The sequence below is a fragment of the Sphingobacteriaceae bacterium genome, from assembly GCA_016715905.1.
In the GTDB taxonomy this organism is placed as follows: Bacteria; Bacteroidota; Bacteroidia; order B-17B0; family Aurantibacillaceae; genus Aurantibacillus.
The window spans coordinates 427,320-442,079 of record JADJXI010000003.1 but is presented as its reverse complement, the minus strand read 5'-3'; the positions used below and the strand labels follow the sequence as shown (position 1 = coordinate 442,079).

At 34.7% G+C, this 14,760-nt stretch carries 13 protein-coding genes, 1 tRNA gene and 1 riboswitch; of the genes, 9 read left to right on the top strand and 5 right to left on the bottom strand.

Annotation, left to right across the window (positions count from 1 at the left end; genetic code table 11):
• Window positions 1–286 precede the first annotated feature (286 nt).
• From IPM51_02275 to IPM51_02265, 3 genes are all read left to right on the top strand, one after another.
• Window positions 287–2,356, top strand: a complete 2,070-nt coding sequence (locus IPM51_02275; protein ID MBK9283127.1) for a WG repeat-containing protein — start codon at window positions 287–289, stop codon at window positions 2,354–2,356.
• A 51-nt stretch (window positions 2,357–2,407) separates the two neighbouring features.
• Window positions 2,408–3,484: a 3-phosphoserine/phosphohydroxythreonine transaminase gene (serC, locus tag IPM51_02270; protein ID MBK9283126.1), complete on the top strand. Its 1,077-nt coding sequence runs from the start codon at window positions 2,408–2,410 to the stop codon at window positions 3,482–3,484.
• A gap of 96 nt (window positions 3,485–3,580) precedes the next feature.
• Window positions 3,581–3,814: a DUF4188 domain-containing protein gene (locus tag IPM51_02265; protein MBK9283125.1), complete on the top strand. Its 234-nt coding sequence runs from the start codon at window positions 3,581–3,583 to the stop codon at window positions 3,812–3,814.
• Window positions 3,815–3,867: 53 nt separating this feature from the next.
• Here the strand turns inward: IPM51_02265 and IPM51_02260 are convergent, their stop codons facing one another.
• Both IPM51_02260 and IPM51_02255 read right to left on the bottom strand, forming a co-directional pair.
• Window positions 3,868–4,503, bottom strand: a complete 636-nt coding sequence (locus IPM51_02260; protein MBK9283124.1) for a 50S ribosomal protein L25/general stress protein Ctc — start codon at window positions 4,501–4,503, stop codon at window positions 3,868–3,870.
• Window positions 4,504–4,576: 73 nt separating this feature from the next.
• Window positions 4,577–5,509, bottom strand: a complete 933-nt coding sequence (locus IPM51_02255; GenBank protein ID MBK9283123.1) for a ribose-phosphate pyrophosphokinase — start codon at window positions 5,507–5,509, stop codon at window positions 4,577–4,579.
• A 245-nt stretch (window positions 5,510–5,754) separates the two neighbouring features.
• Here IPM51_02255 and IPM51_02250 point away from each other — a divergent pair.
• From IPM51_02250 to IPM51_02235, 4 genes are all read left to right on the top strand, one after another.
• Window positions 5,755–5,838, top strand: a tRNA-Leu gene (locus tag IPM51_02250).
• Window positions 5,839–6,074: 236 nt separating this feature from the next.
• Complete coding sequence (locus IPM51_02245) at window positions 6,075–6,311, top strand: hypothetical protein (protein MBK9283122.1); 237 nt, start codon at window positions 6,075–6,077, stop codon at window positions 6,309–6,311.
• Between the two features lie 116 nt (window positions 6,312–6,427).
• Window positions 6,428–7,315 carry a 4,5-DOPA dioxygenase extradiol gene (gene ygiD, locus IPM51_02240; GenBank protein MBK9283121.1) on the top strand — a complete coding sequence of 296 codons (888 nt, stop codon included), beginning with the start codon at window positions 6,428–6,430 and terminating at the stop codon, window positions 7,313–7,315.
• Between the two features lie 38 nt (window positions 7,316–7,353).
• Window positions 7,354–7,863 (top strand): hypothetical protein, encoded by a 510-nt coding sequence (locus IPM51_02235; protein MBK9283120.1) that lies wholly within the window; start codon window positions 7,354–7,356, stop codon window positions 7,861–7,863.
• 1 nt (window position 7,864) lies between these two features.
• On the opposite strand, the gene IPM51_02230 is transcribed toward IPM51_02235, so the two are convergent.
• The 3 genes from IPM51_02230 to IPM51_02220 all read right to left on the bottom strand — a co-directional run bounded on the left by IPM51_02230 (window position 7,865) and on the right by IPM51_02220 (window position 10,292).
• Complete coding sequence (locus IPM51_02230; protein ID MBK9283119.1) at window positions 7,865–8,836, bottom strand: T9SS type A sorting domain-containing protein; 972 nt, start codon at window positions 8,834–8,836, stop codon at window positions 7,865–7,867.
• Window positions 8,837–8,888: 52 nt separating this feature from the next.
• Window positions 8,889–9,010: riboswitch (cobalamin riboswitch) on the bottom strand.
• Window positions 8,988–9,488 carry a 6,7-dimethyl-8-ribityllumazine synthase gene (locus tag IPM51_02225; GenBank protein ID MBK9283118.1) on the bottom strand — a complete coding sequence of 167 codons (501 nt, stop codon included), beginning with the start codon at window positions 9,486–9,488 and terminating at the stop codon, window positions 8,988–8,990. It overlaps the preceding riboswitch by 23 nt.
• A 39-nt stretch (window positions 9,489–9,527) precedes the next feature.
• Entirely contained in the window at window positions 9,528–10,292 is a 765-nt protein-coding gene (locus IPM51_02220; protein MBK9283117.1) for a tetratricopeptide repeat protein, read from the bottom strand.
• A gap of 107 nt (window positions 10,293–10,399) precedes the next feature.
• On the opposite strand from IPM51_02220, the gene recF reads away from it, so the two are divergent.
• Together recF and IPM51_02210 are read left to right on the top strand one after the other, a co-directional pair.
• Window positions 10,400–11,503, top strand: coding sequence for a DNA replication/repair protein RecF (recF, locus tag IPM51_02215; GenBank protein ID MBK9283116.1), 1,104 nt, complete (start codon window positions 10,400–10,402; stop codon window positions 11,501–11,503).
• A 51-nt stretch (window positions 11,504–11,554) separates the two neighbouring features.
• The gene (locus IPM51_02210) at window positions 11,555–14,752 is read left to right on the top strand and encodes a leucine--tRNA ligase (protein MBK9283115.1); all 3,198 of its coding nucleotides are present in this window, start codon (window positions 11,555–11,557) and stop codon (window positions 14,750–14,752) included.
• Window positions 14,753–14,760 lie beyond the last annotated feature (8 nt).

The following is a 14,760-nucleotide window of genomic DNA, read 5'->3' as shown; positions in this document are numbered from 1 at the left end:
TCGACGAATTAGAGATATTTTCTCATTTTAACAATTAGATAAAGAATTGTTAAAAAAATGATAATAGAAATCAAAACTAAATATGGTTTTTTAAAATGTAATTTAGTAATGATTGCATCTTTTTTATACGACCAAATTAGCCCAACAATAAAAATCAGCACAAAAAAAAGGGTAAAAATTATTCTTCCGGTCGTAAACATGGATTGTTGGCAAATATACTACAGATTCGCTATTAATTCTTTCATGTGTGCATAAAAAAATTCAAATTTACACTACCAAAATTATTGTGAAACGTTTTACTCTCATTATTACATTAATACTTTTTGTCCAAAAAATTCATTTGGTGGCCGGACAAATAGAAAAAGGGTACGAAGCGCTTTCGATTTACGATTATTTTAAAGCAAAAAAAATCTTTTACAGTTTAATCAAAAAAAAGAATAGCTCGGCTTATTACGGACTTTCATTAATTTATTTTAGAAAAGATAATCCTTTTCATCAACTCGACAGTGCTTTAAAATATGCGGTTGCAGGGGCCAATTTATTGCGCAATGAAAATAAAGAATATCAATTTCAAAATTTTCAAATAAACAGTGTTAGTTTTTCAAACTTGATCGATTCTTCAACTCTATTGTTAATGCAACAAATTAAACCTTTATACAGTGTGCATAAACTAAATCATTTACTACAACGCTCCTATTCTGCCTCGCCTAATATTCGTAAAGATTTAATAAACCTGCGGGATGAAATTGAATGGGATAAAGCACTTTCTTACGCAAAAAGTGACAGCACCATTCAATTCATATTAACGCATCCGCTTAGCGTATACATTAAAGAGGCATTACAACAACGCGACATTCAGATTTTTAATGAGCAAACCGCTCCAAAAACAGAAACATCCTATTTCAATTTTATCACTAAAAATCCTAATAGTCAAATGCTTAATTCGGCATACCGAGAACTCTTTGAGATTTTTAAAAAAAATGAAGATAAAGGTGGATTAAAAAAGTTTGTTCATGCCTTTCCGAATTCTCCTTATTTTGAAAAAGCTTGGAAATTTTTATTCTCACTTTCCGTTAAAACCTTTAATACGGATGAACTTCAACTTTTCTTAAGTGAGAATCCTGAATTTCCTTTTAAAAATTCCATACTAAAAGAGCTGGAATTGAATAAAATAATTCTTATTCCCTATTTTGATTCAGAATTTTATGGATTCATAACAGAAAACGGTAATAAAAAAATTCATTGCATGTACGAATCTGCTCAGGCTTTTTCTGAAGGACTTTCCGTTGTTAGTAAAAATGATTCTACTTTTTTTATTAATAAAGAAAACGAAATAGCATTTAATGAAATTTATGAGGAAGCATTTTCCTTCCATAACGGACTTGCTCCTGTTAAACAAAATAAGCAATGGCATTTAATTAATAGACAGGGTATAAAATTGCATAGTTTTGAAGAGATTTATGAATTAAGCGATGGTATTTATGTGTTTAAATCCAATGAAAAATACGGAGCCATTGATCAATATGGAAAAATTATTCTTGAACCTCAGTTTAATAAACTCGGTTATTTTAAAAATGGTTTTGCTTATTACTCGGTTGGCTCCAAATATGGTTTTGTATCCAAAGAAGGTAGCGTATACAAAGCAGATTTTTCTTGGATTTCAGATTTTGATGATAACAAACAGGCCATTATTAAAAAAGATAATTTGTATGGAATAATCCACGCATCCGGTAAAATAATATTAGAACCTCAATTTGATCAGATTCAAAAATGTAAAAATCAAATCTACTTACTGGTTAAAAATTATCAATACGGTTTTTATCACGGAAGCGATTGCTATTTAAGTGAAATAAAGTACGAATATAAATTAGAATTTCCCATTCAATATTATTGCAATGGAAATTATTTACGCTTAAATCAAAACAACAACTCAACAATTGTTAACCTCAACGGAAAAGTAATAGCAGAAACCGGAGCTTTGGATGAGGTGAATTTCTTTTCGAATGGATTAATGCGGGTAAAGAAGAAAAATAAGTTTGGGTATGTCGATAAAAAATTAAACATCACTATTCCATATAAATTTACAGAAGCGGAAGATTTTGAAGATAGTTTGGCAATTGTAAAATTAAAAGACGATAACCTAATTATTAATACGAAGGGGCAAACAATTTATCAAACCAAAGAAAAAATAGAAAAAATAAATGCGAATTATTTTTTCATAGGAGATGAAGAAAAAACCTTAATAGATGCTAACGGAAAGGAGTTTCTCAAAGGAATTGATTTTTTTGAGATCTACAATAAAAAAACATTAATTATCACCCTAAGTTCGGGTCAAATTAAATTATTAAATCTTTAAGCAATTCGTAAAGTATTTGTACTTTTGATTTGTAATTAAACCATAAATCTTATGTCAGCAAAAGTTCACAATTTCAGCGCCGGTCCGGGTATTTTACCTCAGGAAGTATTAAAAGAAGCTTCCGAATCATGTATTAATTTTGACGGATTAAATCTTTCTCTTCTTGAAATATCTCACAGAAGTAAAAATTACGATAAGGTAATGGAAGAAGCGCGTTCCATAGTAAAGGAATTGTTTGAAGTGGGTGAAGATTACGATGTTATTTATTTGGGCGGCGGAGCCAGCATGCAATTTGCCATGATTCCTTATAATTTCCTAAAAGATAACGGAACAGCAGCCTACGTAAACACAGGCGTATGGGCCAGCAAAGCCATTAAAGAAGCTAAAGTAATTGGCAACACCAAAATTATTGCTTCCAGTGAAGATAAAAAGTATACCTATTTTCCAAAAGGATTTGATATTCCAACAGATGCAGATTATTTACACATCACCAGCAACAATACGATTTACGGAACACAGATTAAAGAATTTCCTAAATCACCTATTCCTTTGATTTGCGATATGAGTTCAGATATTTTCAGCAGAAAAGTGAACGCAAAAGATTTTACTTTAATTTATGCCGGGGCACAAAAAAATATGGGACCGGCAGGTTGCACTATGGTAATGGTGAAAAAAGATGCGTTGGGAAAAACAGGAAGAAAAATGTTATCTATGTTAGACTATCAGGTACACATAAAAGGTGGCAGTATGTACAATACACCTCCGGTATTCCCTGTTTATGTTTCTTTATTAACGCTAAGATGGCTCAAAAAAAATGGCGGTATAGCCTGGATAGAAAAAATTAATCAGCAAAAAGCAGATTTGTTATATAATGAAATTGACAGAAACCCGATGTTTTACGGTACGGTTGAGAAAAGCGACAGAAGTAATATGAATGTTTGTTTCTTAATGAAAAACCCGGAGTTAGAAGCTGAGTTCGACAACTTCTGGAAGGCAGCTAACATCAGCGGAATACGTGGCCATAGAGATGTGGGTGGTTATCGTGCCAGTTTATACAATGCCTTACCTATAGAAAGTGTTCAGGTATTGGTTGATGTAATGAAAGATTTTGAAAAAAAGAAAGGATAAATTGTTGTGCCTTTTATAAAACCATTACCCGATAAAGATTTTTACGCCGTTATTTTTTCCAGTACCAAAAGTGGGGATTTAAATGGTTATGCCGAAATGGATGATTTAACCATGAAGCTGGCACACGAACAAGATGGTTTTTTGGGTTATGAAAGTGTAAACAGTGGCAATTCAGGAATTTTTATCAGTTACTGGGAGAGCATGGAATCTATTCGAACCTGGCAAAATAATTCAACGCATTTATTGGCAAAAGCTAAAGCGGAAATGTGGTATGCTCGTTACCTTTCCCAAATCTGTAAGGTAGAACGAAGTCACCTGTTCGAAAAATAAAGAAATAAAAAAAACCCGAGACAAGTCTCGGGTTTTTCAATTTTACAAAATAATTATTTTTTAGCATCTGTTTTTGCTGCATCAGCCGTTGCTGCCGGTGTTGCTGCCGCGGTAGTTGTTGGAGCAGCTACTACTTCTTCAACAGCAGCTCTTTGTGTTTGAACGCTGATCACCGAAACGTTTGCCGGGTGAAGTACAGTAATTCCATCCATTTTAATATCACCTGCAGCTATTGATTTCCCAATTTTTAAAGGCTCAACATCTAACTCCACTACAGCAGGTAATTTTGAAACTAATCCTCTTACTTTTAACTTACGCATTTTTATAACTAATCTTCCGCCGGCTTTAACACCTTCAGCCTGACCTTTAGTTATAATAGGTAAAGAAACCGTAACCGGTTTATTATCTTCTACCTGTAAAAAATCAGCGTGAATTAATCTATCATTAATTTTATGATATTGCGCCTCTTGCAATACCGTTCTGTATTTTTTTCCTTCCACCTCAATTTCAACTAAATTAGTTTCAGGCGTGTAAATAATTTCTTTAAAGTGACGCTCATCGGCGCTGAAATGGATTTGTGAACCATTACCATAAATTACACATGGAACACGACCTGCCGCTCTTAAAGCATTAGCATCCGTCTTCCCTACGTTCGCTCTTGGCGAACCGCTCAAAGATACTGTTTTCATATTTTTATTTTTTTTATGTGAACTCCAATTGCCCGATCAATTATCATTCACGTTTATTTTTATTTATTCGGGATTACTGTATAAAATTTCCACTAATCGATTCGTAGGTATGCACACTTCTTATCACCTTGGCAAATAAATCAGCTACACTTAAGGCTCTGATTTTATCGCTTTTTTGAGTCAAAGGAATAGTATCCGTTACAATCAGTTCTTTCAACTTTGATTTTTCAATATTCTCATAAGCTTTACCCGATAAAACGGGATGCGTACAAACAGCTCTAACACTTAATGCACCTCTCTCCATCATCATATCTGCAGCTTTGCACAAAGTTCCACCTGTATCTACTAAATCATCTACCAATACAATATTTCTTCCTTCAATATCTCCTATAGCGGTCATGCTTTCAACTACATTGGCTTTCGCTCTTTGCTTATAACAAATAACGATATCTGCTTTTAAATGTTTAGCATAGGCATTTGCCCTTTTACTTCCGCCCATATCCGGCGCGGCCATGGTGAGATTATCTAAAGCAAGCGATTTAATATATGGAATGAAAATTGTTGAAGCATACAAATGATCAACCGGCACGTCAAAAAATCCTTGTATTTGATCGGCATGCAAATCCATCGTCATAACACGAGTGGCTCCTGCAACAGCTAACATATCAGCAACTAATTTCGCGCCAATAGCAACCCGAGGCTTATCTTTTCTATCTTGTCGCGCATAGCCGTAATAAGGAATTACCGCAATTATATTTCTGGCACTTGCACGTTTAGCAGCATCAATCAATAACAACAATTCCATTAAATTATCAGCTGATGGCATCGTGCTTTGTATAATGAATACGCTTTGTCCTCTTATACTTTCTTCATAAGAAACTTGTAATTCACCATCGCTAAAACGATAATGTTCAACTTTACCCAAAGAAGTGCCGTAAGAATCGGCCATCTTTTTTGCCAATTCCTCTGAAGCGATACCTGAAAAAAACCGTACTTGTGTTTCCATTTTTTGGGAGGGCAAATATAGTGAAAATTGATGATTTATTATGAAAAAGGGCTTATATTTTTGTAAATAAGAAAACAAAAAGTAGCTTTGTAGCCCCTTTTTAGGTGAATTGTGTAAAAGAGCATGCAATTAATAATGCCCGGATAGCGGTCCCGATAACTATCGGGATGGTAGACCTGCCTGCCGGCAGACAGGCGCGCAATTGGAATAATTATGTTCTTTGTTTATATATTAAAAAATGAAATGCCCGGATGGCGGAATTGGTAGACGCGCTGGTCTCAAACACCAGTGATAGCAATATCATATCGGTTCGACCCCGATTTCGGGTACAAAATCAGAGTGAGAATGAGAGCGAGAGCGAACATTCGAGCTCTGATTTTTCTTCGTTCTCATTCTGTTTCTCATTTAATAATTTCGAGTGAGAATGAAAGCGAGAGCGAACATTCGAGCTCTGATTTTTCTTCTTTCTCTTTCTGTTTCTCATTTAATATTATAGAGCGAAAGCGAGGTTTCGAACTCTGAGTTTTCATTTCTATAGTTTTGAGATTTTTTTATTCAGTTAAACATGGCTAGTGTTAATATTTTACATTCTGATTCAGTTGATAAGTTTTATATTGCTTGCACCAACAATCTTGATTTGAGATATGAGAATGTTTTGGGAACAAAGCAAAATTTGTCTTATTTAATTCTAGGAAGTAAAATAGAATTGAATGTGAGTACAATAGTGACGGGTATTTATTTCATAAATGGTACAATTAATAAGTTTTCTCTTAATAAAAAGTTTATAGTTACTCGTAAGTAATTTAAATTACCGTTGAGGGCTATCGGTTTTATTAAACCCTACTTCATCGCTCATTTCCTTCACAATTTTTAGCCTTAGTCGCTTTACAACTTACTTTAGTTTTTATACATTTGATTATGACCCGTTTGGAATTTATTAAACTTTTAAGTGCTTTACCGCTTATAGGCAGGTCACAAATTCAACAAAATAAAAAAATGACATCCAACGAAAATAAAAAAATGCCGGTGCTCTTTATCGGACATGGCAGCCCCATGAACGCGATTGAAGATAATGAGTTCGTAAAAGGATGGAAAAAAATTAGCGATGACATTCCAACACCAACAGCCATTTTATGCATTTCGGCGCATTGGGAAACTAACGGTACGCTGATTACCGCTATGGAAAAACCAAAAACAATACACGATTTTGGCGGATTTCCTCAAGCCCTTTTTGATGTACAATACCCGGCCAATGGCCATCCGGAACTGGCTGCAGCAACTAAAAAATATATTACCAAGTCTGAAATTAAACTCGATTATAATTGGGGACTGGATCATGGCGCATGGTCGGTGATAAAACCCATGTACCCCGAAGCTAATATTCCGGTTTTTCAAATGAGTTTAGATTATAAGCAAGCACCGCAATATCATTATGATTTAGCCAAACAACTTGATTTTTTAAGAAAAAAGGGCGTATTAATTATTGGAAGCGGCAATATGGTACACAATTTAGGAATGGTAGCCTGGGATAAACTAAACACTTCAAATTATGCTTATGATTGGGCAAAAGAAGCCAACGAAAAAATGAAAACGTTTATTGTAAATCACAATCACAAAGCCTTAATCAACTTTAAATCGCAGGGTAAAGCATTTGATTTAGCTATACCAACACCCGAACATTTTCTTCCCCTGCTTTATGTGTTGGCTTTAAAAGAAGAAAAAGATGAACTTAGTTTGTTTAATGATGTGGCCGTGGCCGGTTCATTAACGATGACTTCACTTAAAATTGATTCTTTGAAAGATTAGCGAAAAAAATTTATAGAATAAATAACTACCTTCATGTTATGAAAAAGTTAATGTCATACACTTTGGTACTTGTTTTGTTTTCGTGCAACCAACATAATACAAATGAACAAAATAATATTTCCGAACAGAAAAATTCGAATAGAAATAACATTCAAATGATGAGTTGGTTGATTGGAAAATGGAAATCCGTTAATGATAAATTAATCTCTTATGAAATTTGGGAGAAAAAAACAGATAAGTTATATGCAGGAATGAGTGTTACGTTAAGGGGGCAAGACACATTGTTTAAAGAATCAATTACTTTACAAGAAATAGGTGATGAAATATTTTACATTCCAATTGTCGCTGATCAAAATGAAGGGAAACCTGTGCCCTTTAAATTCACAAAAATAAAAGACGGAGAATATTATTTTGAAAATCCTGAACATGATTATCCTCAACAAATCATTTACAAAAATCCACAACCTGATTTTTTATGCGCAAGAATTGCTGGGATGACAGAAAAAGTTTTCCATCAAGAAGATTTTAATTTTGTAAAGGTGAAATAAATCAATACACCAAAATTTTACGTGTAATTGAAAAATTCGCCGTGTTAATTTTCAACAGATAAATTCCATCGCTTAAATCGCTAAGGGCAATTGATTGATTTAAACTATCTAATTCTTCTCTTTTGCAAATTGCACCGGTTAAAGATATTACCTGAATTTCTCCTGCTAACACTTCGTTTAAGCTAAGCACAATATTTTTATCGGATGAATTATAAAACATTTTTACTTTGTTTTGTTCAATATTTTCATTGAGTCCAACCGGTTTTTGATGTATTACGCCTACGGCATCTAAATCAAATCCGCTCGAAGGAAAAGGCGTTGACCATAAATCATTAATAATATTATTGTTTTTATCGTAACGCGCATACTGCGGCTGAATACATCCCACCACATCAATTAATTTTACATGAGTAATATTTTCCAAATCTAATCCAATACTTCCCGCCAATTCTTGCAAATCAAAAGGCACTCCGTAATGGGCTACATATTTTCCGGCCAAATTATTTATTTTAGTTGGATCGCTGCTGGTATCGAAAGGACCAATCTGCAAGGTGTTTTGCACATTGCAAGTTGCCGGAAATCGGGTGTAATTTATTCCGTCGCTACTTACTTCCACAAAAGCCAATTCTAAAAATCCGGGATCAAATGAATTTTCGAAAACACAAAAATCAAATCCGGGACCGTTACGAATGGCTTGCGGGAAATTTAAAATGGCCTGCCCTCCATCTCCTAAACTCACCACTTGGTTCCCATCTGCCGGTCCAATTGCACTCGTATTTTCTCCAACTGTAGTTAATCCCAATCCTGTATTAGAAATATCCTGATATCCTCTTGTAATTTCACAGGCATTGGCCCAATTCACAATAATTGAACTATCTTTTTTAATAGCCGTTGAACCCGGTTGTCCGGCAGCGGGAGCAAATTGTCCTTTTATACAAAAGGGAAAAATTAGAAATAAAAAAAATCGCTTCATACTAAAGCGATACAATTACTTAATTTTACTTAAGTCGTACTCCGTATCGCGAGAGTGTTTTTTAGTTAATAAGTGTCCGGCTTAGCAAAATTGCATCACGGTTGCGCGTCAGCTCCTGATTCAAACAGGATTCCTTAATTTATTTTTTCAATTACAATTCTTCGTCAAATGAATCATATAGCGCAATCATTTTTATGGCTGTAATGGCAGCTTCATCTCCTTTATTTCCATGCTTTCCTCCTGCTCTATCCAAGGCCTGCTGCATATCATTAGGTGTAAGTACGCCAAAAATAACCGGCACACTGTACTCAATATTTAAATCCGTAATTCCTTTGGCTACGGCATTGCAAATAAAATCAAAATGTTTGGTTTCTCCCTGTATCACACAACCTAAACAAATCACAGCATCTACATCTGTTTCTTCCAACATCCATTGTGCGCCTAAAGTAAGTTCAAAACTGCCGGGTACAGCTTTAATAATAATATTTTCGGCCCGGGCTCCGTTATCCAACAAAGTATTTTTAGCTCCCTGTAAAAGCGCATTAGTTATTTCCGAATTCCATTCCGACCAAACTATTCCAAATTTATATAAGGATGCATCCGGAACTTCGCTTCCCTGCACTTTTGATAAATGATGATTTACTGAACTCATATAAAATTAAAAAGTCCCGTTTGTATCGGGACTTTCATATTAAAGATTACCTAATGTTTTTACCTTAGCAATATCGCGTTCAATCTCTTTTCCTTCCGCACTTTTTCCATATTCGCGTTTTATTCTTTCGTAAATACCTAAAGCTTCTGCATAATTTGCTTTTAATTCATAAGCGAATCCTGCTTTTTTTAAGTATAAAGGAGTTGTAAAACTATTGTTGCTTTTATCAGCCGCCTTCAAATAATATTTTACGGCTTGTTCGGCATTATTTAATTGCATATACGCATCGCCGGTTGCTCCAAGTGCAATGGGTGCCAGTAATGCATCATTCGCGCTGAATTGATTAAAACGTTCAATGGCTTGCTCATATTTCCCTGTTCTTAAAAGACAAACACCGGCATAATAATTACTTAAATTTCCAACTTTAGTCATGCTATATTCATCAGCAATTTGTTCAAAGCCCATCATTTGTTTTTGTCCTTCTGCTGCCATCACCATAGGTCCGCCCTTTAAGCTTAAATTAAAGCTATCTCTTTCAAAAAAAGCTTGAGCCCAAAATGCTTCATTGGCTGCCTCTTTTTCTTTTTCAGGCAGATACATAAATTTATAATATACAAAAAGAGCAATAAGTAAAGCTAAACCGCCACCCACATAAGTGACCATTTTTTTATTTTTTTCATAAAACAATTGAATGCCCTCTAAACTGGGATCAATCGGCTTTGCTACTTTTTCTGAAACCTCTTCATTTACTTCAACGATTTCATCGTTGTTCTCAACATTTGTTTCTTCTTTTAAATCAGACATTTGTACAAAAAATTAGTCTGCGAATTTAGCATTTTTTCCTTGAATTCCGAATTTTTTTTAAATAGCGGTACTTAGCCTTAAAAAATGCCTAATTTTGTTGAAAACCCATGTTTTTAAAGCAATTATCCCTTATAAACTTCAAAAATTACGCTTCATTTGACGCTGAATTTTCGCAAAAAATTAACTGTTTTGTGGGTAATAACGGCATGGGCAAAACCAATTTACTGGATGCCATCTACTATCTCTCTTTTTGTAAAAGTTACTTCAATGCTATTGACAGTCAAAACATAAAACACAACGAGGGACTTTGCGTAATTCAAGGCGTGTTTAATAAATTTAATGAAGAAACAGAGGTTTATTGCGGATTAAGGCGAAATCAAAAAAAAGTTTTTCGAAAAAATAAAAAGGAATATGATCGATTAAGTGAACACATTGGTCAATTTCCCTTAGTTATGATTTCACCGGGTGATGCCGAATTAATTAACGGCACCAGTGAGGAAAGAAGAAAATTTTTAGATAGTGTTATTGCGCAATACGATAAAGTGTATTTAGATAAATTGGTTGCTTACCAACAAGTTATTCGACAACGCAACGCTCTATTAAAACAATTTGCCGAAAGCAGAACATTTGATTCTGAAACCATTGATATTTGGGATGAACAATTGGTGTTACACGGAAAAATAATTTGCGAAATACGACAAGAATTTCTCAAACAATTTATTCCCATTTTTAATAAATACTACGCTTTCATCAGCAGCAGTGTTGAAGCAGTGGGCCTGGCCTATCAGAGTAGTATTGGAAGCAAAGATTATAAGGCAGCTTTAATGGCTAATTTGGCCAAAGATCGTGCATTAACTTATACCAGTATTGGTCCGCATAAAGACGATTTGGAATTTATTTTATCCGGCAACAGTTTGAAAAAATTCGCTTCTCAGGGCCAGCAAAAATCATATGTGTTGGCGCTGAAGCTGGCTCAATACGAGTTTATAAAAGATAAAAAAAATACCACGCCCTTGCTTTTGCTGGATGATGTATATGATAAACTGGATAAAAACAGATTTACTAAGTTAATTGAATTGGTGAGCAATGAAAATTTTGGGCAGGTATTTATAACGGATTCCCATGCCGACCGAATGCAGCAGCTATTTGATAGTATGCCTATTGAACATAAAGTATTTTTGGTAGAAACCGGAAATGCTGTTCCGCTTTAAAACGCATCAATTTTAATTAAACTATCGTTATATTTAGGGCTTGTAAATAAAATGGAATATCATTTCAGAACTATAGAAAAAAAATGGCAGGAACGATGGGCTGCGGCAAAAACATTTAAGGCCGAAGATAATTCAGCTAAACCCAAATATTATGTTTTAGATATGTTCCCCTATCCTTCAGGTGCCGGCTTACATGTTGGGCATCCCTTGGGTTATATCGCATCGGATATTATTGCCCGATATAAAAGACATAAGGGATTTAATGTTTTACATCCCATGGGATACGATAGTTTTGGTTTACCTGCTGAACAATATGCCATACAAACCGGACAACATCCTGCTATCACTACCGAAGAAAATATAAACAGATACCGCGAACAGTTAGATAAAATTGGTTTTAGTTTTGATTGGGATAGAGAAGTTAGAACTTCAAATCCGGAATATTATAAATGGACTCAGTGGATTTTTATTCAGCTTTTTAATTCCTGGTTTAATGAAAATACGAATAAAGCCGAAAAAATTGAAACCCTTATCCATGAATTTGAAACAAACGGTAATCAGAAAGTGAATGCCGCTTGCGATGAGAAATTTATTTCTTTCTCGGCCAATCAATGGAAAAATTTCGGTGAAAAAGAAAAATCTGATATTTTAATGCAATATCGTTTGGCTTATTTAGGCGAAGCCGTGGTGAATTGGTGTCCTGCCCTGGGTACTGTATTAGCCAATGACGAGGTGAAAGACGGAGTAAGTGAACGAGGCGGACATCCGGTAGAAAGAAAAATGATGAAACAATGGAGCATGCGAATTACTGCTTATGCTCAGCGTTTATTAGACGGACTCGAACAAATTGACTGGAGTGAAAGTTTAAAAGAATCACAACGAAATTGGATTGGAAAAAGTGAGGGAACTTCTTTGAAATTCAGCCTCATCCCTAACCCTTCTCCAATGGAGAAGGGAAACAAACCGAAGTGGCAAACAGCAGATAAATCAGTTTACCAAGCTTTAAAACAATTTGCAAAAGAAAATCGACAGCCTCAAACTGAATCTGAAGATAAATTATGGCAAGCTATAAGAAATAATCAACTAGGTGTAAAATTCAGAAGACAACACCCAATAGAAACGTTTATTGCTGACTTTATATGTTTAGAAAAGTCGCTCATCATTGAAGTAGATGGCGAAATACATGAACTAACTAAAGAGCGAGATGCCAACAGAACAAGAATTTTAAATTCAATTGGCTTTGAAGTGATCAGATTCACAAATAAAGAAATCAATAACAACTTGGATGAAGTCATTGAAAGAATAAGAACAAAAATTTCCTCAACCCCCTCTACTTTGGAGAGGGGGCAAGGGGGTGAGGCTTCAAACACAATCGAAGTATTTACAACAAGACCAGATACAATATTTGGAGTAGCCTTTGTAACCTTAGCCCCTGAACATGACTTAGTGAATACTGTTACTACAGCAGAACAAAAAAATGCAGTTGAAGAGTATGTAACTTACGCCAAAAACAGAAGTGAGAGAGAAAGACAAGCCGAAATAAATAAAGTAAGCGGAGTATTTACCGGAACTTATGTTGAACATCCCTTCACCAAAAAACCAATTCCGGTTTGGGTGGGTGATTATGTTTTGGCCGGATATGGTACCGGAGCGGTGATGGCAGTACCTGCACATGATGAAAGAGATTTCAGATTTGCTACACATTTTAAAATTGAAAAACCTCAGGTAATTATTCCAACGAAAGAGCATAATTTTGAAGAAAATTCCTGGGATGAGAAAGAAGGAAAACTAATTAATTCTGATTTCTTAAACGGATTAGAGGTGAAGGCTGCCATTAAAAAAGCCATTCAGGAAATTGAAAAATTAAATATAGGAACCGGAAAAATAAATTACCGTTTAAGAGATGCCGTTTTTGGTAGACAAAGATATTGGGGCGAACCCATTCCTATTTATTATAAAAATGATATTCCCTACGCTTTATCCGATGAGGAATTACCGTTGGTGTTACCTGAGGTAGATAAATTTTTACCCACCGAAGACGGAGAACCCCCATTAGCCAGAGCGAAAAACTGGAAATACAAAGGAGAATTTAATTACGAGCACACCACCATGCCGGGTTGGGCAGGAAGTTCCTGGTATTTTTTAAGATACATGGATGCTCAAAATAAAAATGCTTTTGCCGATAAAAAATTAATGGATTATTGGCAAAATATTGATTTATACATTGGCGGAAGCGAACATGCCACCGGCCATTTATTATATGTGCGTTTTTGGACTAAATTTTTATTTGATAGGGGTTTAATACCTGTAGATGAACCCGCCAAAAAATTAATTAATCAGGGGATGATACAGGGAACTTCAGCAATAATACATCGAGTTCTCAACGAAAACAGAATTGTTTCTGCAGGATTAAAGAAGAATTATAATTGTACAGATGTACATATTGATGTAAATATTGTTGAAGGAAATAGTGTTGACCTTAATGCATTAAAAAATTGGAGAGACGATTTCAAAAATATTGAATTTGAATTAGAAGATGGAAAATTAATATGTTCAAACGCTATTGAAAAAATGAGTAAGCGTTGGTATAACGTGGTAACTCCTGATTTAATCTGCGAAAAATACGGTGCCGATACTTTACGTTTGTATGAAATGTTTTTGGGTCCGCTTGAGCAAAGTAAACCCTGGAATACCAATGGCATTACCGGTGTTTCCGGATTTTTAAAAAAACTCTGGAAGTTGTTTTATAAAGAAGATAAGTTAGTTATTAGTGAAGAAGAACCCAATAAAGCAGAATTAAAAACATTACACAAAACCATTAAAAAAATAACAGAAGACATTGAGCGATTTTCGTTCAATACTTCGGTGAGTAATTTTATGATTTGTGTAAACGAATTAACCGATTTAAAATGTACAAAGCGTAAGATATTAGAGCCCTTATTGGTTTTAATTTCTCCTTACGCCCCGCACATTACCGAAGAATTATGGGAGGCGATTGGACATAAAGAAAGCATTGCCTTTGCAGCGTTTCCGGAACTTAAAGCGGAGTACTTGGTAGAAGATTCGTTCAATTATCCGGTTTCCTTTAACGGTAAAACGCGGTTTAACGTGGCATTACCGGCAAATTTAAATCCGGCTGAGATAGAAAAAGAAATTTTAAGTTTGGAAGAGACGCAGAAATATTTAAACGGAGCTAAGCCAAAAAAAGTTATTGTTGTTCCTAAAAAAATTGTTAATCTGGTAGTTTAACTGCTTTT

Bases quoted from the DNA above. Each gene is read 5' to 3' on its own strand.
- recF (MBK9283116.1), top strand. From the start codon at position 10,400: ATGTTTTTAAAGCAATTATCCCTTATAAACTTCAAAAATTACGCTTCA.
- IPM51_02260 (MBK9283124.1), bottom strand. From the start codon at position 4,503: ATGAAAACAGTATCTTTGAGCGGTTCGCCAAGAGCGAACGTAGGGAAG.
- IPM51_02230 (MBK9283119.1), bottom strand. From the start codon at position 8,836: ATGAAGCGATTTTTTTTATTTCTAATTTTTCCCTTTTGTATAAAAGGA.
- IPM51_02235 (MBK9283120.1), top strand. From the start codon at position 7,354: ATGAAAAAGTTAATGTCATACACTTTGGTACTTGTTTTGTTTTCGTGC.
- IPM51_02245 (MBK9283122.1), top strand. From the start codon at position 6,075: ATGGCTAGTGTTAATATTTTACATTCTGATTCAGTTGATAAGTTTTAT.
- ygiD (MBK9283121.1), top strand. From the start codon at position 6,428: ATGACCCGTTTGGAATTTATTAAACTTTTAAGTGCTTTACCGCTTATA.
- serC (MBK9283126.1), top strand. From the start codon at position 2,408: ATGTCAGCAAAAGTTCACAATTTCAGCGCCGGTCCGGGTATTTTACCT.
- IPM51_02225 (MBK9283118.1), bottom strand. From the start codon at position 9,488: ATGAGTTCAGTAAATCATCATTTATCAAAAGTGCAGGGAAGCGAAGTT.
- IPM51_02220 (MBK9283117.1), bottom strand. From the start codon at position 10,292: ATGTCTGATTTAAAAGAAGAAACAAATGTTGAGAACAACGATGAAATC.
- IPM51_02255 (MBK9283123.1), bottom strand. From the start codon at position 5,509: ATGGAAACACAAGTACGGTTTTTTTCAGGTATCGCTTCAGAGGAATTG.
- IPM51_02265 (MBK9283125.1), top strand. From the start codon at position 3,581: ATGGATGATTTAACCATGAAGCTGGCACACGAACAAGATGGTTTTTTG.
- IPM51_02210 (MBK9283115.1), top strand. From the start codon at position 11,555: ATGGAATATCATTTCAGAACTATAGAAAAAAAATGGCAGGAACGATGG.